General features: G+C 69.4%; 23 protein-coding genes and 1 pseudogene. 18 read left to right on the top strand and 6 right to left on the bottom strand.

The window, feature by feature from the left end; all coding sequences use genetic code 11:
* Window positions 1-101 precede the first annotated feature (101 nt).
* From ACWDMM_RS29065 to ACWDMM_RS29050, 4 genes and pseudogenes are all read left to right on the top strand, one after another.
* Window positions 102-977, top strand: coding sequence for a CoA transferase subunit A (locus ACWDMM_RS29065; protein ID WP_357111219.1), 876 nt, complete (start codon window positions 102-104; stop codon window positions 975-977).
* Window positions 977-1,735, top strand: coding sequence for a CoA-transferase subunit beta (locus tag ACWDMM_RS29060; RefSeq protein ID WP_195078098.1), 759 nt, complete (start codon window positions 977-979; stop codon window positions 1,733-1,735). Before ACWDMM_RS29065 ends, ACWDMM_RS29060 begins: the two co-directional genes overlap by 1 nt.
* A complete protein-coding gene (locus tag ACWDMM_RS29055) occupies window positions 1,732-2,826 on the top strand; it encodes an NAD(P)H-dependent flavin oxidoreductase (RefSeq protein ID WP_195078097.1) in 1,095 nt (364 codons plus the stop codon). The genes ACWDMM_RS29060 and ACWDMM_RS29055 overlap by 4 nt, the downstream gene beginning before the upstream one ends.
* A gap of 311 nt (window positions 2,827-3,137) precedes the next feature.
* Window positions 3,138-3,598: pseudogene (locus ACWDMM_RS29050) on the top strand (YbhB/YbcL family Raf kinase inhibitor-like protein).
* Window positions 3,599-3,781: 183 nt separating this feature from the next.
* Here ACWDMM_RS29050 and ACWDMM_RS29045 read toward each other — a convergent pair.
* From ACWDMM_RS29045 to ACWDMM_RS29025, 5 genes are all read right to left on the bottom strand, one after another.
* The gene (locus tag ACWDMM_RS29045) at window positions 3,782-4,975 is read right to left on the bottom strand and encodes an acetyl-CoA C-acetyltransferase (RefSeq protein ID WP_449940472.1); all 1,194 of its coding nucleotides are present in this window, start codon (window positions 4,973-4,975) and stop codon (window positions 3,782-3,784) included.
* A 10-nt stretch (window positions 4,976-4,985) separates the two neighbouring features.
* Window positions 4,986-5,594, bottom strand: coding sequence for a TetR/AcrR family transcriptional regulator (locus ACWDMM_RS29040; RefSeq protein WP_039794829.1), 609 nt, complete (start codon window positions 5,592-5,594; stop codon window positions 4,986-4,988).
* A 45-nt stretch (window positions 5,595-5,639) separates the two neighbouring features.
* A complete protein-coding gene (locus ACWDMM_RS29035) occupies window positions 5,640-6,413 on the bottom strand; it encodes a hypothetical protein (protein WP_323124114.1) in 774 nt (257 codons plus the stop codon).
* A gap of 197 nt (window positions 6,414-6,610) precedes the next feature.
* Entirely contained in the window at window positions 6,611-7,408 is a 798-nt protein-coding gene (locus tag ACWDMM_RS29030; RefSeq protein ID WP_067794941.1) for an SDR family oxidoreductase, read from the bottom strand.
* Window positions 7,405-8,622, bottom strand: a complete 1,218-nt coding sequence (locus ACWDMM_RS29025; protein ID WP_195078094.1) for an acyl-CoA dehydrogenase family protein — start codon at window positions 8,620-8,622, stop codon at window positions 7,405-7,407. The genes ACWDMM_RS29030 and ACWDMM_RS29025 overlap by 4 nt, the downstream gene beginning before the upstream one ends.
* Before the next feature lie 75 nt (window positions 8,623-8,697).
* Here ACWDMM_RS29025 and ACWDMM_RS29020 point away from each other — a divergent pair, with 75 nt between their 5' ends.
* From ACWDMM_RS29020 to ACWDMM_RS28995, 6 genes are all read left to right on the top strand, one after another.
* Complete coding sequence (locus ACWDMM_RS29020) at window positions 8,698-10,248, top strand: FadD3 family acyl-CoA ligase (protein WP_357206639.1); 1,551 nt, start codon at window positions 8,698-8,700, stop codon at window positions 10,246-10,248.
* Entirely contained in the window at window positions 10,248-11,153 is a 906-nt protein-coding gene (locus ACWDMM_RS29015; protein ID WP_357111204.1) for an enoyl-CoA hydratase, read from the top strand. Before ACWDMM_RS29020 ends, ACWDMM_RS29015 begins: the two co-directional genes overlap by 1 nt.
* A complete protein-coding gene (locus tag ACWDMM_RS29010) occupies window positions 11,153-12,295 on the top strand; it encodes an acyl-CoA dehydrogenase family protein (RefSeq protein ID WP_357111201.1) in 1,143 nt (380 codons plus the stop codon). The genes ACWDMM_RS29015 and ACWDMM_RS29010 overlap by 1 nt, the downstream gene beginning before the upstream one ends.
* The gene (locus ACWDMM_RS29005) at window positions 12,292-13,317 is read left to right on the top strand and encodes an acyl-CoA dehydrogenase family protein (RefSeq protein ID WP_449940466.1); all 1,026 of its coding nucleotides are present in this window, start codon (window positions 12,292-12,294) and stop codon (window positions 13,315-13,317) included. Before ACWDMM_RS29010 ends, ACWDMM_RS29005 begins: the two co-directional genes overlap by 4 nt.
* Before the next feature lie 121 nt (window positions 13,318-13,438).
* Window positions 13,439-14,494 (top strand): acyl-CoA dehydrogenase family protein, encoded by a 1,056-nt coding sequence (locus ACWDMM_RS29000; protein WP_195078090.1) that lies wholly within the window; start codon window positions 13,439-13,441, stop codon window positions 14,492-14,494.
* A 214-nt stretch (window positions 14,495-14,708) separates the two neighbouring features.
* Window positions 14,709-16,106 carry an FAD-binding oxidoreductase gene (locus ACWDMM_RS28995; RefSeq protein WP_195078089.1) on the top strand — a complete coding sequence of 466 codons (1,398 nt, stop codon included), beginning with the start codon at window positions 14,709-14,711 and terminating at the stop codon, window positions 16,104-16,106.
* Here the strand turns inward: ACWDMM_RS28995 and ACWDMM_RS28990 are convergent, their stop codons facing one another.
* Window positions 16,107-16,700 carry a TetR/AcrR family transcriptional regulator gene (locus tag ACWDMM_RS28990; RefSeq protein ID WP_357206647.1) on the bottom strand — a complete coding sequence of 198 codons (594 nt, stop codon included), beginning with the start codon at window positions 16,698-16,700 and terminating at the stop codon, window positions 16,107-16,109.
* 77 nt (window positions 16,701-16,777) lie between these two features.
* On the opposite strand from ACWDMM_RS28990, the gene ACWDMM_RS28985 reads away from it, so the two are divergent.
* From ACWDMM_RS28985 to ACWDMM_RS28950, 8 genes are all read left to right on the top strand, one after another.
* Complete coding sequence (locus ACWDMM_RS28985) at window positions 16,778-17,266, top strand: cupin domain-containing protein (protein ID WP_357111191.1); 489 nt, start codon at window positions 16,778-16,780, stop codon at window positions 17,264-17,266.
* A 126-nt stretch (window positions 17,267-17,392) separates the two neighbouring features.
* Window positions 17,393-17,848, top strand: coding sequence for a MarR family winged helix-turn-helix transcriptional regulator (locus ACWDMM_RS28980; protein ID WP_449940463.1), 456 nt, complete (start codon window positions 17,393-17,395; stop codon window positions 17,846-17,848).
* On the top strand, window positions 17,848-19,089 hold the full coding sequence (locus ACWDMM_RS28975) for an MFS transporter (protein ID WP_195078085.1): 1,242 nt from the start codon (window positions 17,848-17,850) through the stop codon (window positions 19,087-19,089). Before ACWDMM_RS28980 ends, ACWDMM_RS28975 begins: the two co-directional genes overlap by 1 nt.
* Before the next feature lie 92 nt (window positions 19,090-19,181).
* A complete protein-coding gene (locus tag ACWDMM_RS28970; RefSeq protein WP_195078084.1) occupies window positions 19,182-19,934 on the top strand; it encodes a DUF427 domain-containing protein in 753 nt (250 codons plus the stop codon).
* A gap of 175 nt (window positions 19,935-20,109) precedes the next feature.
* Window positions 20,110-20,523 carry a YbaB/EbfC family nucleoid-associated protein gene (locus tag ACWDMM_RS28965; RefSeq protein ID WP_195078083.1) on the top strand — a complete coding sequence of 138 codons (414 nt, stop codon included), beginning with the start codon at window positions 20,110-20,112 and terminating at the stop codon, window positions 20,521-20,523.
* A 57-nt stretch (window positions 20,524-20,580) separates the two neighbouring features.
* Window positions 20,581-22,338 (top strand): hypothetical protein, encoded by a 1,758-nt coding sequence (locus ACWDMM_RS28960; RefSeq protein ID WP_449940460.1) that lies wholly within the window; start codon window positions 20,581-20,583, stop codon window positions 22,336-22,338.
* Window positions 22,335-22,601, top strand: coding sequence for a thioredoxin domain-containing protein (locus tag ACWDMM_RS28955; RefSeq protein WP_195078081.1), 267 nt, complete (start codon window positions 22,335-22,337; stop codon window positions 22,599-22,601). The genes ACWDMM_RS28960 and ACWDMM_RS28955 overlap by 4 nt, the downstream gene beginning before the upstream one ends.
* A partial coding sequence (locus ACWDMM_RS28950; protein WP_449940457.1) for a WXG100-like domain-containing protein occupies window positions 22,598-23,934 on the top strand: 1,337 nt, incomplete at its 3' end. The genes ACWDMM_RS28955 and ACWDMM_RS28950, both read left to right, overlap by 4 nt.

Here is a 23,934-nt window from a genome sequence, read left to right as displayed (position 1 = left end):
CTTTCCAGCCTCGCAAGAGACAAACACCCATCAGCTACACCCCACCGCTCTGGGCATCCAGGGCACCAACCCCAGACACCTACAAACTTAGGGAACCACCCATGCGAGACAAGCGGATGTCGCTCGACGAGGTCGTCGGCGAGCTGCGCAGCGGGATGACCATCGGCATCGGCGGCTGGGGGTCGCGGCGCAAGCCGATGGCGCTGGTGCGGGCCATCCTGCGTTCGGACATCACCGACCTGACCGTGGTGAGCTACGGCGGCCCCGACCTCGGGCTGCTGTGCTCGGCGGGGAGGGTGCGCAAGGCGTACTACGGCTTCGTGTCGCTGGATTCGCCGCCGTTCTACGACCCGTGGTTCGCCAAGGCCCGCACCTCCGGCGCGCTGGTCGCCCGCGAGATGGACGAGGGCATGCTCAAGTGCGGGCTGGAGGCGGCCGCGGCGCGACTGCCGTTCCTGCCGATCCGCGCCGGGCTCGGCTCCGACGTCCCGAACTTCTGGGAGGGCGAGCTGAAGACGGTCGAATCGCCCTATCCCGTGGACGGCACGCCGGAGACCCTGATCGCCATGCCCGCGCTGAATCTGGACGCGGCGCTGGTGCACCTGAACCTCGGCGACGCGCACGGCAACGCCGCCTACACCGGCGTCGATCCCTATTTCGACGATCTGTTCTGCCTGGCGGCGCAGCGCCGCTACGTCTCGGTCGAGCGCGTGGTGGAGACCGACGAACTGGTGAAAACCGTTCCGTTGCAGGCGCTGCTGCTCAACCGCATGATGGTGGACGGCGTGGTCGAGGCCCCCGGCGGCGCGCACTTCACCCTGGCCGCCGACGACTACGGCCGGGACGAGAAGTTCCAGAAGCACTACGTCGAGTCCGCGAAAACGCCGGAGGCGTGGCAGCGGTTCGCCGACACCTATCTGGCCGGCTCGGAGGAGCAGTACCAGGCCGCCGTCCGCCGATTCGCCGAGGAGGCGTGATGACCAGCACCGAAACCGTCACCCGCGCCGAGATCTGCGCCGTCGCCTGCGCGGAGATCTTCAGTGGCGCGGGCGAGATCATGGCCAGCCCCATGTCGCCGATGTCCATCATCGGCGCGCGGTTGGCCAAACTCACCACCGAACCGGATCTGCTGCTGTCCGACGGCGAGGCGCTGCTGTTCGCCGAGACTCCCCCGCTGGGCGGGAAAGCGCCGATCGAAGGCTGGATTCCGTTCCGGAAGGTCTTCGACGTGGTGGCCTCCGGACGCAGGCACGTGGTGATGGGCGCCAACCAGATCGACCGGTTCGGCAACCAGAACCTCTCGGCCTTCGGCTCGTTGCGGCAGCCGACCCGCCAGATGTTCGGTGTGCGCGGCGCGCCGGGCAACACGATCAACCACGCCACCAGCTACTGGGTCGCCCGGCACACCAAGCGGGTGTTCACCGACCAGGTGGACATCGTCTCCGGGGTGGGATACGACAAGGTCGACGCGGCCAACCCGGCATACCGCTTCCACCACCTGCACCGCGTGGTGACCAATCTGGGCGTTTTCGATTTCGAAGGCCCCGATCACACCATGCGCGTCCGCAGCCTGCATCCCGGCGTCACCGCCGAGGAAGTCGCGGAGAACACCTCCTTCGAGATCGCCGGGCTCGCCGAAGCGGCCGAGACCCGGCAGCCGACGGCCGAGGAGCTGCGGTTGATCCGGGAAGTGCTCGACCCCAGGAAGATTCGCGAAACCGAGGTCCCGTCATGAGCCCGCGCTTGCGTACCCCGCTGACCGATCTGGTCGGCATCGAACACCCGATCGTGCAGACCGGCATGGGCTGGGTCGCGGGCCCGAGCCTGGTGTCGGCCACCGCCGAAGCGGGTGGACTCGGCATCCTCGCCTCGGCCACCATGACCTTCGCCGAACTCGAGGCGGCCATCGCGAAGACCAAGGCGCACACCGCGAAACCGTTCGGCGTGAACATCCGAGCCGACGCGGCGGACGCGCCGGAGCGGATCGATCTGCTGATCCGGGAGAAGGTGGCGGTCGCGTCGTTCGCGCTCGCCCCCAAGCAGGACTTGATCGCGAAGCTGAAAGATGCGGGCGTGGTGGTCATCCCGTCGATCGGCGCGGCCAAGCACGCGGTCAAAGTCGCCTCGTGGGGCGCGGACGCGGTGATCGTGCAGGGCGGCGAGGGCGGCGGGCACACCGGCCCGGTCGCCACCACCCTGCTGCTGCCCTCGGTGCTGGACGCGGTGGACATTCCCGTGGTCGCGGCCGGCGGGTTCTTCGACGGGCGTGGCCTGGCCGCAGCGCTGGCCTACGGCGCGGCCGGCGTCGCGATGGGCACCCGGTTCCTGCTCACTCGGGAGAGCACCGTCCCCGACGCGGTCAAGCAGGAGTACCTGCGCCGACAGCTCCAGGACACGGTGGTGTCGCTCAAGGTCGACGGCATGCCGCACCGCGTGCTGAACACCGAACTGGTGCAGCGGCTGGAACATTCGGGCCGCTGGCGCGGCCTCACCGCAGCGGTGGGCAACGCGGCCCGGTTCAAGAGCATGACCGGCATGAAGTGGTCCACCATGATCCGCGACGGCCTGGCCATGCGAAAGACCAAGGACCTCACCTGGTCCCAGGTCGTCATGGCGGCGAACACGCCGATGCTCCTGCGCGCCGGATTGGTCGAGGGCAATACCGAGGCGGGCGTTCTCGCGGCGGGACAGGTCACGGGGATCATCGATGATCTGCCCACGTGCAAGGAGTTGATCGATCGGATCGTCACCGACGCGGTGGAGCGGATCGAGACGATCGCGGCGCTTTCCGAGCACGAGCAGTCCGCGGGGACGGGGTCGAACTGAGGGATGGCGGCCGCCGGTTCAGCCTGGGCCGCCCTATCCGTTCGAATCGAAATGACCGCCGCGTCGGGACGACGGCCCGCATATCCCGCCGCGCGGGCCGTGAAATAGCCGATTTCGCGACGGCTGTAGCCTAGCGGCAGCGATAACGGCAGATTTGCTCATTGCCTGGATGGTCCCGCAATGTCGTCTTACGCTGGACTGACAACGACATAACGGGGTTCGCCTGTCGATCGCCATATTGCGCCAGCCCGTCCTGCGACAGGCGAACCGTCGGACTCGATCACCATCCCTCGACTCGAGCGGAGGCCGCGATGCCCGCGACGAACGAGATCTCCGTGCGCAGTAGCGCTTTCGACCATGGCGACCCGATCCCGGTGGTCTACACCTGCAAAGGCAGGAACGAACCGCCGCCGCTGAACTGGACGACTCCCCCGGAAGCCGCCACGTCGGCGTTGATCGTGGACGACCCGGACGCCCGAGCGGCCTGTTCACCCATTGGGTGGTCAGCAATATTCCGCCGAGGACCACGTCCACCGCGGAGGGCGAGACACCCGCGGGCGGGGTGGTCAGCCTGAACAGCGCTGAGCGCGCCGAATACTTCAGACCGTGCCCACCCGCGGGCACCGGCGTCCACCATTACCGATTCATCATCTACGCGCTCTCACATCCCGTGAAAGTGGACGCGCGAACATCAGCCAGCGACGCGAGGTCCGCGATCGTCGACGCGAGCATGGGAGACGGCCAGCTCATCGGCACCTACACCGTCGACTAACTGGATCACCCACCAGCCGAGGGTCAGGCACCGCCTGACGCCTCGTCGAGTGGCACATGACGGAGGGCCTACTCGCGGTTCGCCGCAGCCATGTGCCACTCGGGTCGCAGGTTCAGATACGACTGACCCGACGACGCGCGAACGGCACGCCGGACTCGCCGGCGTGCCGTTCGTCCACGCCGGTCAGCGCGGCAGGCGCTCGATGATGGTCACGTTGGCGGTGCCGCCGCCCTCACAGATGGTGAGCAGGCCGTAGCGGCCCTCGATCCGCTCGAGCTCGTTGAGCAGCGTCGCGAAGAGCTTCGCTCCGGTCGCGCCGAGCGGGTGGCCCAGCGCGATGGCGCCGCCGTTGACGTTGACCTTCTCCGGGTCGGCTCCGGTCTCCTTCAGCCAGGCCAGCACCACCGGCGCGAACGCCTCGTTGATCTCGACAACGTCGATGTCGTCGATGGTGAGACCGGCCTTCTCCAGCGCCCATTTCGTCGCCGGGATCGGCGCGGTGAGCATGTAGATCGGGTCCGCGCCCCGCGCGCTCACGTGGTGGATGCGCGCTCGCGGGGTCAGGCCGTACTCCTGCACCGCCCAATCGGAAGCGAGCAGGGTGGCGCTGGCGCCGTCGGAGATCTGGCTGGCCACCGCGGCGGTCAGCGGGCTGCCCTCGGCCAGCGCGGGCAGCGAAGCCATCTTCTCCAGGCTGGTCTCGCGCGGGCCCTGGTCGATCCAGAAATCGCCGACCGGCACGATCTCCTTGTCGAAGCGGCCGTTCTTGATCGCGTCGCGGGCGCGCTCGTGGCTGCGCAGCGCCCAGCGCTCCATGTCCTCGCGGCTGATGTCCCACTTCTCGGCGATCAGCTGCGCAGCGCGGAACTGCGTCACCTCGCCGGTGCCGTAGCGGTGGTCCCAGCCCTGCGATCCGACGAACGGCGAGTCGAAGCCGTACTCCTTGCCCGCGAACATGGCCGCGGAGATCGGGATCGCGCTCATGTTCTGCACGCCGCTGGCGACGATCAGCTCGGCGGTGCCGCTCATGATGGCTTGGGCGCCGAAATTGATGGCCTGCTGACTGGATCCGCACTGCCGGTCCACGGTGACGCCGGGCACCTCTTCGGGATAGCCCGCGGCCAGCCACATGGTGCGGCCGATATTGCCCGCCTGCGGGCCGACGTTGTCGACGCAGCCGACGATGACGTCGTCGACATTTCCCGGGTCGATCGGGTTGCGGTCCAGCAGGCCGCGCAGCGCGGCCGCACCCAGATCGGCCGGGTGCACGCCCGCCAGCGCGCCGCCGCGCTTGCCGACCGGGGTGCGTACCGCGTCGATCACGTAGGCGTCCCGCAGCGGGGCATACGGACGACGGGACGCGGAAGGTGCTGACATGTAAGGACTCCTACGTGGTGCGCGCGCCGGCGGTGAGCCCGTCGAGCACGATGGTCAGGTACTGCTTCGCGAGGTTCTCGACGGTGACCGGGCCGCCGGGGCGGTACCACCGCACCGCGACCCACACCGTGTCACGCAGGAACCGGTAGGCCAGTTCGACATCCAGCTCCGGCCGGAAGCTGCCGTCCTGGACGCCGTTGGTCAGCACCCGGTGCCACAGCTCGCGGAATTCGCGGTTGTACGCGGCGATGTAGGTGAACCGCTCCGAGTCGCGCAGTCGCTTCGCCTCGGCCTGGTAGATCGCCACCGCGGCGTGCCAGCGGTCGAACGACTCGTAGGACGCGAGCACCAAGGCTTCCAAGGTATCTCGCGAACTCAGTCCGGAGGCCACGATCTCCCGATAGCGGCCGAACAGCTCGTCGAGGAACCCGCGCAGGATCTCGTCCACCATCGACTCCTTGGAATCGAAGTGGTGATAGAGGCTCCCGGAGAGGATCCCGGCCGCGTCGGCGATGTCGCGCACTGTGGTGGCGCGCAATCCCCGCTCGGCGAACAATTCGGCCGCCAAGGCGAGCAACTCGCTGCGCCGTGCTGATTTCGAGGCGTCTGGTGCGGGCACACGGCCATCATACAACCAAGCATTTGCTTGGTCGAGGGCCCCCGCTCAACGCGCCGAGTAGCGCAGCGGCGAGGAGACCGAGAGATCGGCGAGCAGGCGATCGCAGATGATCACCGGCGACACGCCCGCCCGCGCCATCCTGGCGACAAGCGCGAGACGACGTTCGCAACTGTCCCACTCGACGGTGAGCTGCCCGCGGCCGGGACCGGCGTCCACCGTGGCCATCACCCGTGGCGGACCGCCGCGCACCGGCTCCTCGCTCAGCTTGAGCACCATGCCGCGCTGCCAGGCGTGGTAGGTGTCCATATCAGCCCCGATCACCAGTTTGTCGGTGGCCGCGCACAGGCCCTGCGCGATCTCGTCGGCGAAGGTCACCTGATCGAAGCGGAATTTCCGGCATTTCGCGACCACGGCGAGCAGATCGGCGCGCACCTCGCACAGCAGCGCCGTCTGACGCTGCCTGCGCTGCTCCTGTTCGCTCTCCGTGCCGTCGGCGCTGAGGCCGATGCGCCGGGCGCGCTCGCGATCGCGCGCCAGATCGGCCCGCAGCGCGCCGCGCGGATCACGGGCGACTTCGCCCTCGTCGACGGCGTGCTGCTGGAGAATCCGTGTGGCGGCCGTGGCGACCGCGCTTTCGGAGGTGTGCTCGATGAGTTCGGCGCCGAGGGTGAGCGCGGAGAGGACGAGGCTGTCGAGCCGTCGCCTGGCCAGTACGACTTCGCGCACCACATCGAGTTCCAGTTGTTCGCGGGCAGGTGGGCGATCCAGGCCCATAGCCATCGCCCCCTTGAAGAGCGCTGATCCGATCTCATCCAGCATGGCACACCGCGGTGTGCCTCGGCTCGGCCTTTTCGACCTGATCAGCCGCCCATTTCACCCGGCGGGCGCGATGCGAGAAGGCGATCGCAATAGGGCGCGGAAGATCGCGCCGGGCGTGGCGCGCGAGCGGCTGCTCGGTGGTCGCCAGGGTTGCTCGTCCGCCCGCGCGGAGCGGACGAGCCCGGAATGCTTCCCGCTCAGGCGCGTTGGCTGCTGATCGAGACCACCTCGCCGGTGAGGTAGGTGGTGTAGTCGCTGGCCAGCATGGCGATCGTCGCGGCGACCTCCCACGGTTCGGCCGCGCGGCCGAACGCCTCGCGCTCGGAGAGCCGGTCGAGCAGTTCGGTGGAGCTGACCTTGTCCAGGAACGCGTGCCTGGCGATGCTCGGGGCCACCGCGTTGATCCGGACGCCGAGTTCGGCGGCCTCGATCGCGCTGCACCTGGTCAGCGCCATGACGCCCGCCTTCGCCGCCGCGTAGTGCGCCTGGCCGTATTGCGCACGCCAGCCGAGCACGCTGGCGTTGTTCACGATCACCCCGCCGTGGCCCGCGTCGCGGAAATAACCGAGAGCGGCCCTGGTGCAGCGGAAGGTGCCGTTGAGGGTGATGTCGAGGACGCGGTCCCACTGCTCGTCGGTCATGTCGACCACGGGCGTCTCCCCGCCCAGACCGGCGTTGTTGACCATGATGTCGATCCGGCCGATGGCCTCTGCGGCGCCGCGGACCAGCGCGTTCACCTGTTCGGTGCTCTGCACGTCGCACGGGATCGATGCGACCCGCCGGTCCGGGAACTCCGCGGCCAGCTCGGTCGCGGTCTCCGCCAGCCGCCGCTCGTGCCAGTCGGAGACCACCACGTCCGCGCCCTCGGCCAGCAGCCTGCGCGCGGTGGCCGAGCCGATGCCCGTACCGGCCGCCGCGGTGATCACGGCCGAACGCCCGGTCAGCAGGCCGTGCCCGGCGACGGGCGCGGGGGCGACCGACAGCGGCCCCGTCACGGGCGGGCCTCGCGCGGCAGGCCGAGCACCCGCTCGGCGATGATGTTGCGCTGCACTTCGTTCGAACCTCCGTAGATGGTGTCGGCGCGGGTGAACAGATACAGCCGCTGCCATTCGTTGAGATCGTCCTCGCCCGCCACCAGGCCGCGAGCGCCGAGCACGGCCATCGCCAGCTCCCCCAGGCCGCGATGCCAGTTGGCCCACAGCAGTTTCGCCACCGAGGCCTGGCCCGCGCCGTCGTCCACGTCCGCGCCCTCCATCGTGCGCATGGCGTGCGCGCGCAGCACCCGCAGTCCGACCCAGGCCCGGTCGATCCGGTCGGCGATCAGCGGGTCGCCGGCCGCGCCGGTGCGGCGGGCCAAGGCCTCGATGTCGGCCAGTTCCCGCGCGAAACGGATCTGCTGGCCCAGGGTGGAGATGCCGCGCTCGAAGGTGAGCGTGCCCATGGCGATCCGCCAGCCGTCGCCCGGCTCGCCGACCACCAGGTCGGCCGCGGTGCGGGCGTCGTCGAAGAAGACTTCGTTGAATTCCGAGGTGCCGGTCAGCTGGATGATCGGGCGCACGTCGATGCCCGGCTGCTTCATCGGGACCAGCAGGTAGGACAGGCCCTTGTGCCTGGTGGAGCCGCGCTCGGTGCGGGCGACGACGAAGCACCAGTCCGCCACGTGGGCCAGCGAGGTCCAGATCTTCTGCCCGTTGATCGACCACTCGTCGCCGTCCAGGTGCGCCGCGGTGGTGATGGCGGCCAGGTCGGAGCCCGCGCCGGGTTCCGAATAGCCCTGGCACCACAGTTCGCTGACATTGCGGATGCCGGGCAGGAACCGGTCCTTCTGCGCCTGGGTGCCGAACGCGAGCAGGGTCGGGCCGAGCAGTTCCTCGCCGACGTGCGAGACCCGCGCCGGCGCGTTCGCCTTGGCGTATTCCTCGTGGAAGATCACCTGCTGGCGCACCGTGGCCTCGCGGCCGCCGTACTCCTTCGGCCAGCCGAGACAGGTCCACCCGGCTGCGGCCAAGTGGCGGTCCCAGGCCAGGCGTTCGTCGAACGCCTCGTGTTCGCGGCCTGGGCCGCCGAGGCCGCGCAACGAGCGGAATTCACCGCTGAGGTTCTCCTCCAGCCACTCGCGCACTTCGGCGGCGAATCGCTCGTCCTGCGCGGCGGAAAACCGCCCGTCCGGAGCGGCGGTGTCGGATTCTGAGGTCTGGATCGCACCCACGCCGGTAGGATAACCTACCAAGCACTTGCTTTGTAGAGTGCACGCATAACTCGCTCGCGGACGGTAAGGACAACCGTGACAACCCCTGCTCAGACCACACCGATGGCACTGCGCCACGCCGCTCGGACCTTCGGCGAAGCCCCAGCGATCGCCGACGGCCCGGTGCGGCTGAACTGGACCCAGTTGCTCGGCGCGGTCCAGGAAGTGGCGCGGGCGCTCATCGCACGCGGGGTGCGCACGGGCGACCGCGTGGCCATGTGGGCGCCCAATACCCACCACTGGGTGATCGCCGCGCTGGCCGCGCACTACGCGGGCGCGGCGCTGGTGCCGCTGAACACCCGCTATGTGGCCGACGAGGCGGCCGACGTGCTCGGCCGGGTGAACGCGAAGGCCCTGTTCATCGCGGGGCCCTTCCTCGGCCGCGACCGGCTGGCCGAACTGCGCACATCCGCGCCCGATCTGGCCATCGACACGGTGGTGGTGATCCCGGTGGAAGGCACCCAGAACACCGACATCGCCGCGCTGGACTGGTCGGAACTCGCGACCGTCGCCGCGCCGGTCACCGTGGCCGACGCCGAGGAACGCGCCGAGTCGGTCGGCCCCGACGACATCTCCGACATCCTGTTCACCTCCGGCACCACCGGCCGCAGCAAGGGCACGCTGGTCGCGCACCGGCAGGCGCTGTCGGTGGTCCGGGCCTGGGCCGAGTGCGCCACCTTGCGCGGCGACGACCGGTATCTGGTGGTGAACCCGTTCTTCCACAACTTCGGCTACAAAGCGGGCATCCTCGCCTGCCTGGTCACGGGGGCCACGATCATCCCGCAGGCCGTTTTCGACGTGCCGGAGACTATGCGGTTGATCGGCGCGGAGCGGGTCACCGTGCTGCCCGGTCCGCCGACGATCTATCAGACGATCCTGGATTTCCCGCGCCGCGCCGAATTCGATCTGAGCTCGCTGCGGGTGGCCGTCACCGGAGCGGCGACCGTGCCGGTGGTGCTGATCGAGCGGATGCGCTCGGAACTGGCCTTCGACGTCGTCATCACCGCATACGGCCTGTCCGAGAGCGCGGGTTTCGGCACCATGTGCCGCGCCGACGACGACGCCGAGACCATCGCGAACACCTGCGGCAGGCCGATCGCGGATTTCGAGCTGCGCCTCGGCGAAGCGGGCGAGGTCCTGCTGCGGGGGCCGAACGTGATGCTCGGCTACCTCGACGACCCGGACAGCACCGCGGAGACGATCGACGCCGACGGCTGGCTGCACACCGGCGACATCGGCACGATCGACGACCGCGGGTACCTGAAGATCACCGACCGGCTCAAGGACATGTACATCTCCGGCGGCTTCAACGTCTACCCCGCCGAGGTCGAACAGGCGCTGGCCCGGCTGGACGGCGTGGCCGAGTCGGCGGTCATCGGCGTGCCCGACACCAGGATGGGCGAGGTGGGCAAGGCGTACGTGGTGCGCAAGCCCGGCTCCGGCCTCACCGAGAACCAGGTGCTCGCCCACGCCACCGCCGTGCTGGCCAATTTCAAGGTGCCGCGGTTCGTCGAATTCCGCGACCAGCTGCCCTACAGCGCCGCCGGGAAAGTGCTCAAGCGTCAACTACGTGAGGAGAAGTCGTAATGTCGGAACCGGCAACCCCGGACCAGGGTCCGGCGATCCCGGACGAGGGTGAGGTCGTCACCTACGAGCGGCGCGGGCGCGTCGCGATCGTCACGCTGAACCGGCCGGACTACCGCAACGCGCAGAACTCGGTGATGACCTACGCCCTCGACGCCGCGTTCGAGCGCGCCGTGGAGGACCCGGAGGTCGGCGTGATCGTGCTCGCCGGCAACGGCAAACACTTCAGCGCGGGCCACGACATCGGCACGCCCGGCCGCGACCACCACGTGCGGTACCAGAACAAGGCCGCGCTGTGGTGGGACCACGTGGACCGGGCCGGCGGCGATCAGCGCTTCGCCCGCGAGCTCGAGGTCTACCTCGGGATGTGCAGGCGCTGGCGGGAGATTCCCAAGCCGACCATCGCCATGGTGCAGGGCGCCTGCATCGCGGGCGGGCTCATGCTGGCCTGGGTGTGCGATCTGATCATCGCCTCCGACGACGCGTTCTTCTCCGATCCCGTGGTGCGCATGGGCATTCCCGGCGTCGAGTACTTCGCGCACCCATGGGTGATGGGTCCGCGCGCGGCCAAGGAGTTCCTGTTCACCGGCGATCGGTTCGGCGCCGCGCAGGCCAAGGAATGGGGCATGGTCAACCGGGTGGTGCCGCGCGCCGACCTGGAGACCGAGACGCTGGCGCTGGCCGAGAAGATCGCCGCCATGCCGCAATTCGGCCTCGCGCTGACGAAGAAGGCGGTCAATCAGGCCGAGGACCTGATGGGCATGCGGTCGGGCATGGACTCGGTCTTCGGCCTGCACCACTTCGCCCACGCGCACAACGCCGAAGTCGGCGCCGACTCCCTCGGCGGCATGAACGCCAAGTCGATGAAGGCATCGGCGAGCACCGCAGAACAGAACGGAACGACCTAGTGGATCTGGATCTCGACCAGGCGGCCCAGCAATTCCAGCGGGAGGTCCGCGAATTCCTGGCCGCGAACAAACCGGCGAAACCGCTGCCGTCCATGGACACCAAGGCGGGCTTCGAGGCGCACCGCGCGTGGGAGCGCACCCTCGCCGAGGCCAGGCTCTCGGTGGTGGCCTGGCCGGAGGAGTTCGGCGGCCGCAATGCCTCGCTGCTGGAATGGGTGCTGTTCGAGCAGGAGTACTACGCGGCGGGCGCGCCGGGGCGGGTCAGCCAGAACGGCATCTTCCTGCTGGCGCCGACGCTTTTCGAACACGGCACCCCCGAACAGCTGGAACGGATCATGCCGCGGATGGCGCGCGGCGACGACATCTGGGCGCAGGCGTGGTCGGAACCGGAAGCGGGCAGCGACCTGGCCGGTATCCGCTCGACCGCCAAGCGCACCAACGGCGGCTGGCTGCTGAGCGGACAGAAGACGTGGAGTTCGCGCGCCGCCTTCGCCGACTGGGCATTCGGGTTGTTCCGCAGCGACCCCGAGGCCGAGCGGCACAAGGGCCTCACCTATGTCATGTTCCCACTGACCGCCGACGGGGTGTCGGTGCGTCCGATCCCGCAGCTGGACGGGGAGCCGGGCTTCGCGGAGATCTTCCTCGACGAGGTGTTCGTGCCCGACCGCGACGTGATCGGCGCGCCCGGCGAGGGCTGGCGCGTGGCGATGAGCACCTCGAGCAACGAACGCGGCCTCTCCCTGCGCAGCCCTGGCCGATTCAGCGCCACCGCGCGGCGGCTGATCGAGCTGTGGCGCGAGGACGGCGATCCGGACAACACCGCGCAGCGCGACGCGGTGGTAGACGCCTGGATCGGCAGCGAGGCCTACCGGCTGCACACCTTCGGCACGGTCACCCGGCTCAACGAAGGCGGCAAGCTGGGCGCGGAATCCTCGATCACCAAGGTGTTCTGGTCGGAGCTGGACATCGCCATGCACGAGACCGCGCTCGAAGTGCTCGGTCCGGCGGCGGAACGTTCCGGGCCGTGGACCGACGGTTACCTGTTCGCGCTGTCGGGGCCGATCTACGCCGGCACCAACGAGATCCAGCGCAACATCATCGCCGAGCGGCTGCTCGGACTACCGAGAGGAAGCGGCCGATGAGATTCGCGCTCAGCCCCGAACAACTCGATTTCGGCGCCAGCCTGCGCAAACTGCTGGAGGCGGGCCGCGCGCCCTCCGCCGTGCGCGCGTGGGCGTCCGGCGACAGCGGGCCTGGTCGGGCGTTGATCCGGCAACTGGCCGAAGCCGGTGTGCTGGGTCTGGCCGTCGCGGAGGAACACGGCGGCATCGGCGCCGAACCGATCGATCTGGTCGTGGCGTTCCAGGAGATCGGGCGGGCGGCCGTGCCGGGTCCGCTGGTGGAGACCGCCGCCGCGATTCCTGCGCTGTTGCAGGCGCTTGCGGACCAGGGCCCGGCCGCGCGGCTGCTACCCGGCTTCGTGGAGGGCACGGCGCTGGGCACCGTCGCGTTCGAGTCACCCGGCCACAGCGGCGTCGCGCTGGACGCCGACGCCGCCGATGTGGTGCTGGTGGCCGGTGCGGACCTGGTATCCACCGGGCACCGCACCGGCCTGGTGCGATCGGTCGATCCCGCCCGTCGCCTGTTCACGGTCGCCGCGGCCGCGACCGTCGTCGAGGGTGACCAGGTCGGCGCGGCCGTGGCCGCCGGTTTCGACACCGGCGCGCTGGCATGCGCGGCCCAGTTGCTCGGCGCGGGCAAGGCACTGCTGTACTCGTCCACGGAATACGCCAAGCAGCGCAAGCAATTCGGTAAGCCGATCGGCGAGTTCCAAGCCGTGAAGCAGAAGCTGGCCGACGTGCTCATCGCGCTGGACCTGGCCGAGCCCCTGCTCTACCGCGCCGCGCTCACCATGGCCGGACCCACCCGCGGACGGGACGTCTCGGCCGCCGTCATCGCCTGCGGCGACGCCGCCTATCGCGCGGCCCGCACCGCGCTCCAAGTCCACGGCGCGATCGGCTACACCGCCGAGTACGACCTGTCGCTGTGGCTGACCAAGGTGACCGCGCTGCGTTCGGCCTGGGGCACACCGGACCTGCATCGCGCCCGGATCGCCCGGGCGCTGCGGGAAGACACCGAACCCGCCCCGCGAGGCCTCGCATGAGCGGTCAGGCCCGGAGGCGGCAGCGCAGCGTAACCACGCAGGGCCCCGCTCATGCGACAAACCAACACAGCATGAGCGGTCAGGCCCGGAGGCGGCAGCGCCCCCCGAAGAAAGGACACCGATGAGCACCGCCGAACATCAGGAATTCCTCGCTTCGGTGCGGGCGCTGCTGACCAAGCACGCCGGGTCCGCCGCGGTACGCGCCGCGATGGACACCGAACTCGGCTACGACCCGGCGCTGTGGCGGCTGCTGTGCGAGCAGATCGGCGTCGCCGCGCTGGCGATTCCGGAGGAGTACGGCGGATTCGGCGCGAGCCTGGTCGAATCCCTGCTGGTGGTGGGCGAATTGGGCCGCACGCTCGCCGGGGTGCCGATGCTCGGTTCCGCGGTCCTCGGCGGGCAGGCGGTGCTGCTGTCCGGTGACGGGGAAGCGTGCGCGCGGCTGCTGCCCGAGGTGGCCGAAGGCGCGCGCACGATCGCGGTCTGCTGGGCGGACGAGCGCGGCTGGGACGAGCCGGGCGTGCACGAGACGGGCGGGGCCCTCACCGGGACCGCGCACTACGTGCTGGACGGGATGTCGGCGGACACCTTCGTCGTCGTCACGCCGACCGGTCTGTTCGAGGTCGAGCCCACCGCGCCTGGCGTCACCCGGCGGCCAGCGCCCACCATGGACCCCACCCGCAAGCTGGCCGAAGTCGGCTTCGCCGACGCGCCCGCACGACGGCTCGGCTCCGGTGATCAGTCCGCGACGATCGCCCGGCTGCGGGAGATCGCGTGGGCGGCGCTGGCCGCCGAGCAGGTCGGCGCCGCCGACCGCTGCCTGGAGATGACGGTGGACTACGCCAAGTCCCGCGTGCAGTTCGGGCGGGTGATCGGCAGTTTCCAGGCGCTCAAGCACCGCATGGCCGACATGTACGTGCTGCTGGAATCGGCCCGGTCGGCGTCGGTCGCCGCGACCGCGGCGGTGGCGGCGAACAGCCCGTCGGCCGCCGAGGACGTCTGGGTCGCCCGCGTGCACTGCTCCGAGGCGCTCACCGCCATCGCGGCCGAGACCGTCCAGTTGCACGGCGGCATCGCGATCACCTGGGAGCACGACGCGCATCTGTTCTTCAAGCGCGCCCACGGGGACGCGCAACTGTTCGGCGCCGCGCACCGCCCGGTGACGCAGCCCGCCTGAGCCGGGGCAGCGGCGCACCGTCCGTGGCGGCGGTGCGCCCTGCCTCGATAGGCTGTCCGGCGCGAACTCGATGCACTAAGATGTGACAAGCGCCACACGCGCATGCCGGGGGATGCGTTTTCGAGTGGCACCGCAGGTCGGAATCGGTGCCGTAGCGAGTCGAGATGCCGACTCGTCCCAAAAGTCGTCGGGGCCCACCAGCCGGGAGGATGCCATGACGCGAACAGTGAATTCCGATCTCGAAGCATTGCGGTCCGCCATCGGCGGGCCGGTGTACGGCCCAGCCGACCACGGATACGACCGGGCCCGCGCCATCTGGAACGGCGACATCGACCGGCGCCCTGCGGTGATCGCCCAGTGCCTGTCGCCCGGTGACGTCTCCGCGGCGCTGGCCTTCGGCCGGGACCGCGGGCTGGAAATCTCCGTTCGCGGCGGCGGCCATTCCTACAGCGGAACCGCGGTCGGCGACGGCGGCCTGATGATCAACCTCAGCGCTTTGAAGAGCGTCGTGGTGAATCCGGAGACCGAGCGCGCCAGGGTCGGCGGCGGAGCGACGATGGCGGACATGGACGCGGCGACCCAGGCCTACGGGCTGGCGGTCACCGGCGGGGTGATCAGCGACACCGGCGTCGGCGGCCTCACCCTCGGCGGCGGCATGGGCTGGCTGACCCGCATGGCCGGGCTGGCCATCGACAACCTCGTCTCGGCGCAGGTGGTCCTCGCCGACGGCCGGGTGGTGCGGGCGTCGGAGACCGAGAACGCGGAATTGTTCTGGGCCTTGCGCGGGGGCGGCGGGAATTTCGGCGTGGTCACCGAATTCGAATACCGCCTGCACCACGTCGGGCCGGAGGTCCACGTCGGCCTGCTGTTCTGGGACATGGCGGACGGCACCGACGCACTGCGCCTGATCCGTGAGTTCATCCCCACCCTGCCGCGTCGGTCCGGGGCGTTGATCGCGCTGGCGATGTCGGCGCCGCCCGCGCCTTTCGTCCCGGAGCGGTATCACGGCCACGCGGGCCACGCCCTGATCGTGGCCGGATTCGGCACGGCCGAGGAGCACGCCGCCGCGGTGGCGCCGATCCGCGGCGCACTGCCGCCCCTGTTCGAGTTCGGCACCCCGATGCCGTACACCGGGTTGCAGCGGATGCTCGACGCGGCGGCGCCGTGGGGCCTGCACGGCTACGAGAAGGCTCTCGACCTCGACGATTTCTCCAACGACGTCATCGCGGTTCTCACCGCGAACGCCGCCGGGAAGTCCGCGCCGCTGTCGTTCATGCCGATCTTCCCGCTCACCGGTGCGTTCAGCACCGTCGGCGAGAACGACACGGCATTCGGCGGCACGCGCAACCCGCATTACGAGTGCAACATCACCGCGATCACCCCCGACCCCGAAACACTCGCCTCGGACCGGGAATGGGTGCGCACGACATGGGCAGCGCTGCGCCCGCTGGCTTCCAACCAGGGCGGGTACGTCAACTTCATGTCCGACCCGGACCATGACCGGGTGCGCGAATCGTACGGCCGCACCAAGTACGCGAAGCTGGCGCACATCAAGGCCGACTACGACCCGGGCAACATCTTCCACCGCAACGCGAACATAGCCCCCAGCTGATCACTCCGCCGAGCGTTCACGGGCCGCTTCGGGGCGCAGGCCGTCCAGCACGATCCGTACGAGCCTGCGCCAATCACCGCTGCCGCTGCTGATGGTCGCGGACAACGCGCCGACGATCATGTAGACATCACCCACCGTGCAGTCCGCACGCAGCGTTCCCGCGGCCCGGTCCCGCTCGACGAGTTCGCCGATCACGTCCTCGAGCCTGTCGCGGGCCTCACCCCTCGGCTCGCTGCCCGTCGACTGCCGAGCCGCCTCGATCGCCGCCGACAAGCCACGGTCGGCCGCCAGCACCGCGCCGACACGGCGCAAGTAGCGGGCGAGCCCCTCGCCCGGCTCGCCGCGCAGGCATTCGGTGCGGGCGAACTCCTCGATCTCGGCGAAGCGCTGCTCGGCCGCGGCCTCGATCAGGTCGGCATGGGTGGGGAAATGGCGGTAGACGGTTCCGACGCCCACTCCGGCGGCGCGGGCGATCTCGGCCAGTGGCACGGCGCCGCCCTGCTCGGCGAACAGCGTGCGGGCCACGGCCACGATGCGGGCGCGGTTGAGCGTGGCGTCGGCCCGCTGCCTGCGGGGCGATGGCGGCCTTGACACGGGCGATTCCTCCATGTTTACGCTTCAAACGGAATCGGATTCCGGTTCCGTTTCATTGTCTCGAAGGGTAGCACTTCATGTCCCACAACCGTTTCCGTCTTCTGACCCCCGGCGACGCGCGGCCCGGCCGAGTGCCGCTGCCGCCCGCGTTCGCGGTGAAGGCAACCACCGCCGACACCGAGGGCAGGTTCTCCCTGCTGGAAGTGACGTTGGCGCGAGATATCCCGCGACACACGCACCATGTCGCGGACGAATGCATCTACGTGCTGGAAGGCACGCTCGACGTCGAGTTCGACGACCGGACGTTCTCCGCGACCGAGGGCATGTTCGTACTGCTGCCGCACGGCGTTCCGCACGCCCTGCGCTGCGGATCGCAGCCGCCGCCACGGGTACTGCAGATCTCCTCACCCGGCGGCTGGGAGTGCTACCTCGAAGACCTCTTCGAAGCCGGAGCGTCGGTGCTGACCGACGGCGCGCTGGATCCGGTGAAGATCAACCCGATCGCGGCGGCATACGACATCCACTACGAGGAGTCGACGAGCCCTCTTGCGGGACAGCCTGATTGAGCAGCAACGGCGACTCGGGGCGACCCGGCAGAGAACACCGATCCGCCGGGCGTCCCACCGTGTGGCCGATTTCACCACAAATAGATAGTTAGCCTATGTAATAATATTCCTGTGCAGCAAGCTCAGGTGACCGTAGCGAATGACATCGTCGTCGACCTTCTCGTCACCGCGGGCAGGCTCACTCGGCTGGCCGGGGTGATCAGCGGCGACGACCTGCCGCGGGCCATGTTGCGGGCGCTGGCGGTGCTCGACGAACACGGCGCGCTGCGCGTCAGCGAATTCGCCAGGATCGACCGATGTTCACAGCCGGCGGCAACGGCGCTGATCGGCAAGCTGGTCGCGGAAGGCTTCGCGACCAGGCGCAAGGACCCGGAGGACTCCCGGGCCGTGATCGTCGAACTCACCCCGGCCGGGCGGACCCGGCTGGCCGAGTTCCGCCGCGCGTTCGCCACCGCGATCGGCGCGCATCTGCCCGGCTTCGACGCCGGACGCCTGGCCCGGCTGGACACCGAACTGCACGACTTGCTGGAGGCCCTGAAAGCGGCTACGCGACAGCACGATCCGATCTCGAGGGAACACTGATGAGCACTTTGGCTCCTGCCCGCGCCCCGGTCGCGGACAACACCAAGCAACCGAAAGCCGTCTGGGCGGTCGCGTTCGCGAGCGTGATCGCGTTCATGGGCATCGGCCTGGTCGATCCCATTCTCAAACCGATCGGCGAGCAACTGGACGCGTCACCTTCGCAGGTGTCGCTGCTGTTCACCAGCTACATGCTGGTGACGGGCGTGGCCATGCTGATCACCGGTGTGGTGTCCAGCCGCTTCGGCGCGAAGAAGACGCTGCTGGCCGGATTGGCGATCATCATCGTGTTCGCGGCGCTGGCCGGTATGTCGAACACGGTGGCGCAGATCGTCGGGTTCCGCGCGGGCTGGGGCCTGGGCAACGCGTTGTTCATCGCCACCGCCCTGGCCACCATCGTCGGCGCGGCCAGCGGCGGTGTGGCCCGCGCGATCATCCTGTACGAGGCGGCGCTCGGCATCGGTATCGCGACCGGTCCGCTGGTCGGCGGCGTGCTCGGCGGAATCAGCTGGCGCGGGCCGTTCTTCGGCGTGTCGGCGTTGATGGCCGTCGCCCTGATCAGCATCGTCGTCCTGCTGCCGGAAGGCCCAGAGCCGACGCACCACACCTCGATCACCGCGCCGTTCCGCGCCCTGCGCTACCGCGGACTTCTGATCGTGAGCCTCACCGCCCTGCTGTACAACTTCGGCTTCTTCACCCTGCTCGCCTACACCCCCTTCCCGCTGGACATGGGTACCTATGCGATCGGCTTCATCTTCTGCGGCTGGGGTGTGCTGCTGGCGATCGCGTCGGTGTTCCTGGCTCCCCGGTTGCAGCGGCGCTTCGGTTCGCTGCCGATGATGGGCCTCTCGCTCGGCCTGTTCGCGGCCGACCTGGCGATGATGGCCGTGTTCGCCGAGCACAAGCCGGTGCTGATCGTCGGCACCGTGCTGGCGGGCCTGTTCCTCGGCGTGAACAACACGCTGATCACCGAGGCCGTGATGATCTCGGCGCCGGTGGAGCGGTCCACCGCGTCGGCGGCATACAGCTTCGTCCGTTTCGCGGGCGGCGCCGCGGCGCCCTATCTCGCGGGCAAGCTCGGCGAGAACAGCATCTCGCTGCCGTTCTGGGTGGGCGCGGCGTGCACCGCCGCCGCGGTCGTCGTCCTGCTGGCCGGGCGCGCCGCCTTGGCCCACCTCGACGACCACGATCCCGCTCCGCACAGCGTCGAGGAAGCACAGGCCATCACCGTCGGCGACGACTGATCGTCCGAGCGCACCGAAGGCAGCCACCCGCGTGGCTGCCTTCGTCGTTTTCCGCCCTGGCGCGCACCGGCCGAGGAGTACGGTCGAGAAATATGACCGAAGCGAAGCGGGGGCGCGTCAGCGTCGAGACCAGCCAGAAGCGTGTGCGCGCCTATCTGGGCGGGCACTTGGTCGCCGACAGCGTTCGGCCGGTGCTCGTGTGGGAGAACCCGCACTACCCGACCTACTATCTGCCGGTCACGGATCTGCGCGCGAAACTCGAACCGAACGGGCAGACGCAGCACTCCACCAGCCGCGGCGACGCGACCGTCTATGACGTCATGGTCGACGGCACGACCGCGGGCGGGGCGGCGCTGCGTTATCACGAGTCGCCGATCACCGAATTGCGCGAGCTGGTGCGCCTGGAATGGGGTGCGATGGACGAGTGGTTCGAGGAGGACGAACCGATCTACGTCCACCCGCGCAACCCGTACTCCCGCGTCGACATCCTGGCCAGTTCACGGCATGTGCGGGTGGAGATCGACGGCGTCACCGTCGCCGACTCACGCGCCCCGCGCATCCTCTTCGAAACCGGCTTGCCCGCGCGGTATTACCTGCCGATGACCGACGTCAGGATGGATCTACTGCACCCGTCGGCCACCCACACCAGCTGCCCGTACAAGGGCACCGCCGACTACTGGACCGTCCGCGTCGGCGGCAACGAATATCCCGACTACGTGTGGGGCTATCGCACGCCGCTGCCGGAGAGCCAGAAGGTCGCCGGGCTGGTGTGCTTCTACAACGAGAAGGTCGACATCTACCTCGACGGTGAACTCCAGCAACGACCGCGCTCCCCGTTCAGCTGAACGCCCCCGGCGATGATCAAGCCGGAATTCCCATCACCGGGAAGCCCGGCGTCGGTTCGGCGCATGCGCTGTTCCGATAATTGGCTGACGCGACGCGCCCGTCGACGAGCGAGCGGTTTCCGCGCAACGGCGGCGTGTGCGCCGACCGATGAGGACACACAGCAGGGAGCCGCCCGTGGATCGATGGGAACGGGACGGCCTGCGATCGGCGAACAGTGGATTGCGCAGCCAGGTCCACTACATCCTCGACATCTACGAGCGGCAGCAGGCCGAGCTCACCGAGGTGCGGCAGCAGCTGGAGACGCTACGTGTTCGAGCCGGCTCCGCTGATCAGCTGGTGGAAGTGACGGTGGACAGCGCGGGGGTGATCACGGACGTGCGCTTGGCGGCGGCCGCGACCCGAGGGACGGCGGAACGACTGGGACAGTCGATCACCGAAGCAGCGCAGGAGGCGGCACAGCAGGCGCGGTCGCAGCGGGAGGCGCTGATCGCCGGGCTCGAGGACGCCGCCCAGGCCATGCCCGACCTACCCGACATGGTGCCGGGCGCACCGAGCTGGCGGGAAAAACCGGAGTCCATCGACAACTAGACAGCGGGCCGACGAACCGGACGGGAATCGGCCGCAGGGAGGCGTGAGGAGACGGGTGTGGCGCAGTCGTTGCGGCTCGATCAGGAACGGCTTCGGGCACTGGTTCCGGAATTCGAGGACATCGGTGCGGATGCCCAACGCGTCCTGAACGAGTTGAAGGCCGCGATCGAGCGGGAAGGCAGCTGGTGGGGAGACGACCCGGCGGGCAAAGCGTTCGAGCGCACCTATCTTCCGGACGCGGAGAAAGGCGTCGCCGGTCTGACGAAGACCGTAGCGAGCCTGCGCGAAGAAGGGATTGTCGTCGCGGGCCTGGTGGACAAATTCGAGCAACAAGATACCGAAGGAGTCCGGCGGATCAAGGACGCCGACCCGTCGGCACAGGACAGCCCGAACACCGGTCCCGGCACGTCGCCCTATCAGGTTCCGCCGAGTGCGCGGAATCCCACCACCACGAGCGCCACACCCACCGGCAACCGTGCCAACCCCGCGTCCGCGTCGTCGACGACCGGGCCGGACACGGCATGGGACCCCGGTCGTAGCCCCACGTCCCCCGTGGCGGACAACGCGAACAACCCCGGCAACTCGCGATCGCCTTCCACTGCCCCGCAGTCGGCCCGATCGAATCAACCGAGCGTCTCGGCCAACCCGCTGTCCGGCAACGTCCCCGGTGCGGGGAATCCCGGACTGGGCAATCCGCTCGGCTCCTACGTGCCCGGGCGCGACGAGAGCGCGCCGGCCTCCGAGCGGACACCCTCGGCCACCGCACCGGCGACCACGCGCAACACCACTCCGGCGGCTACCGCTCCGCAGGCAACCGCCACCGGCGACCCGGCGACCAACCGCAAACAGGCGCGCACTCCGTGGTCGAAGAGTTCGGCCGAGACCGCGCCTTCCTCTAACGCACCGGCAGCCAAAGCCGCAGGCCCGCAGGTATCGGCGCCGCCGAGCACCCCACCGAGGGTCTCCGCGTCGGCTCCGAACGTCTCGCCGCCGCGCATGCCCTCGCCCCAGTTCCCCGATCAGCAGGCGGGCAAGCCCGCGGCGAAGGCGGCCGGCAAGGCATTCGGCGCCGAGTCCAAGTCCGGCGCGCGTCACCCCTGGGCCACCGACGGCATGGTCGTGAGTGAGAACGTCCGTCTCGCGCGGGAACTGGCCGAGCGCCACGACCTGGAACTCGTCGGGTTCGATGATCCCGGCATCGACGGGTACGCGATCCGGGAACTGGCGGCGGCGCTCGATGACGTGCTCAACCAGTATCCCTACCTCGACTTGCGCCAGATCGCTATAGCGGAATCGCGCGAGGCCGCCACTCGTCTGGAATGGGACTGGGTCGCGGGACAGGCGGGCCCGGAGCCATACACCCGCAGGATCGTGCTCGACTCGGTGGTCGCGCGGAATCCGACCGCGTTCGCCGAATATGTCCGTAACACAACACAATCCGGGAACCTCGCACGCGGATCGGACCGGCGTCCGGTGTATTCGACGATGATTCGGGAATTGGGGCACGCGCTGGACATCGCCGGCCGGTTCCAGGCGAGACAGTTGGCCCAGGACGCGCTGATCGCCGAGTTCACTCGAACCCGCGGCACGGAAGCACGCGACAAGTCCCCCGCCGCCTCCCCCGCCGATTACGAGCAATGGCGGGCCCAACTGAGCCGTTACGGATTCCACAACGGCCGCTTCGATCCGGGCATGGCGTTGGCCGACGCGTTCGCCGAGGTCCAGATCAACGGACCCGAAGCGGGGCCGCCCGCGAAGGTGCTGCACCGCTTGCTGGTCGAGACGGCGAAGAAGACCTGGACGGCACTGCCGTGAACGCAGGCGGTGGCCGGACCGCCGACGACCGGCAGCACGAAACGTTCGAGACCGAGTTGGCCGCAGCGGTCGCGGGCAGCCCGCTGCGGATGCACGTGGGGTTGGGGCCCGACACGGACGCGGCCCTGGTCGCCATCGCGCTGGCCCATCCGAACGTCACGCACGACATGATCGAGGCGGCACGCCGCGCCTTCGTGGCGGAGTCCGTTTCGGTCGCACATGTCCCAGCGGAAGCGGCCCCTTCGCCGGACGTCTCGCTATGACCCTGCAGATACCGGAGGCTTTCCCGGACTGGCTGGTGACCTGCGTCGCGGGGCATTTCCCCTGCGGCGACGAGGACGCCGCGCGCCGTCTCGGTGACCAATGGTCGGATACCGCCGAGAGCTGCCGAGTGCTCGCCGACCGGCACGATGTCGCCGCGGCGTCGGAGCGGGCGGCGATCGCGGGCATGACGAGCGACGTCAAGACGCAACGGAATCTGCAACTCGGCGACGATCTGCGCAATCACGCCACGTATGCCGACTCCATGGCCGAACAGTGCTACAGGGGCGCCAACGACATCGAGTTCAACAAACTGCTGGTGATCGGCACCGGATTCGCTCTGCTGGCGCAATTGGCGCTGGACGCGGCGCTCATGGCGCCAGGCGTCGTCAAGGCCGCCGAGGACCGGGCGGCCGCGGAGGCGAGCTGGGCGGCGGCCAGCCGGCGATGCCTGCTCAGCATCAAGAGTGTCGGCGCCGAGTGCGCGATACGGCGGGCCGGTATCCCACTGGCGAAGGCGACCGCGATCGGCGCCGCACTCGGCGCGGGCACCGGCGCCCTGGTCAACGGCGGCGCTCAATGGTGGCAGAAGAACGTCCTGCACCACCGCGACAAGATCGAATGGGACCAGGTCGGCGACGCCGCTGTCATCGGCGGTGCGGGCGGAGCCCTCGGAGCACGTTTCGCGTCCCGCGTCGCTCCCGGCGTCAACCGGGTGATCGGCAGCATCGCCGAGCGGTCGCAGTCCAACGTGGTGCGTTACGGCGCCCACGTCACCAGCGGCTTGCTGATCGGCGGAGCCGGCGGAGTCGCCGGTGCGGCCGGAGGGTTGGTCGCGCAGATACCGCTGACCGGACACATACCGAAGGGCGAAGACCTCGAAAACGCGTTGATCACCGGATTCGTCGGCGGCTTCGTCGGCTCCGCCACAGTCTTCGCACAGCCGTTGCCGCCCCGTCCCCTGGCCCGCCCGGCGCCCGGGAACACGAACCGCCCCGGAGCCCGACCGACACCCGACCCGTCGACCCCGCCCCCGGGCGGTAACGGTCCCGCACCCGCCGCACCGGGCGACGGCAACCCACCACGCCGACCCAGCACACCCGACGACGGCAACCCACCACGCCGACCCAGCACACCCGACGACGGCAACCCACCACGCCGCCCCAGCACACCCGACGACGGCAACCCGCCACGCCCAAACACGCCCAAGCCCGAAGAGCCCGAACCCACCACACCCAAGCCCGACGAACCCGAACCCACCACACCGAAACCCGACGAACCCGAACCCACCACACCGAAACCCGACGAACCCGAACCCACCACACCGAAACCCGA

This window comes from Nocardia sp. NPDC003726, from assembly GCF_053586955.1.
The sequence above is the reverse complement of the archived record's forward strand: the minus strand, read 5'-3'. Positions and strand labels throughout refer to the sequence as shown.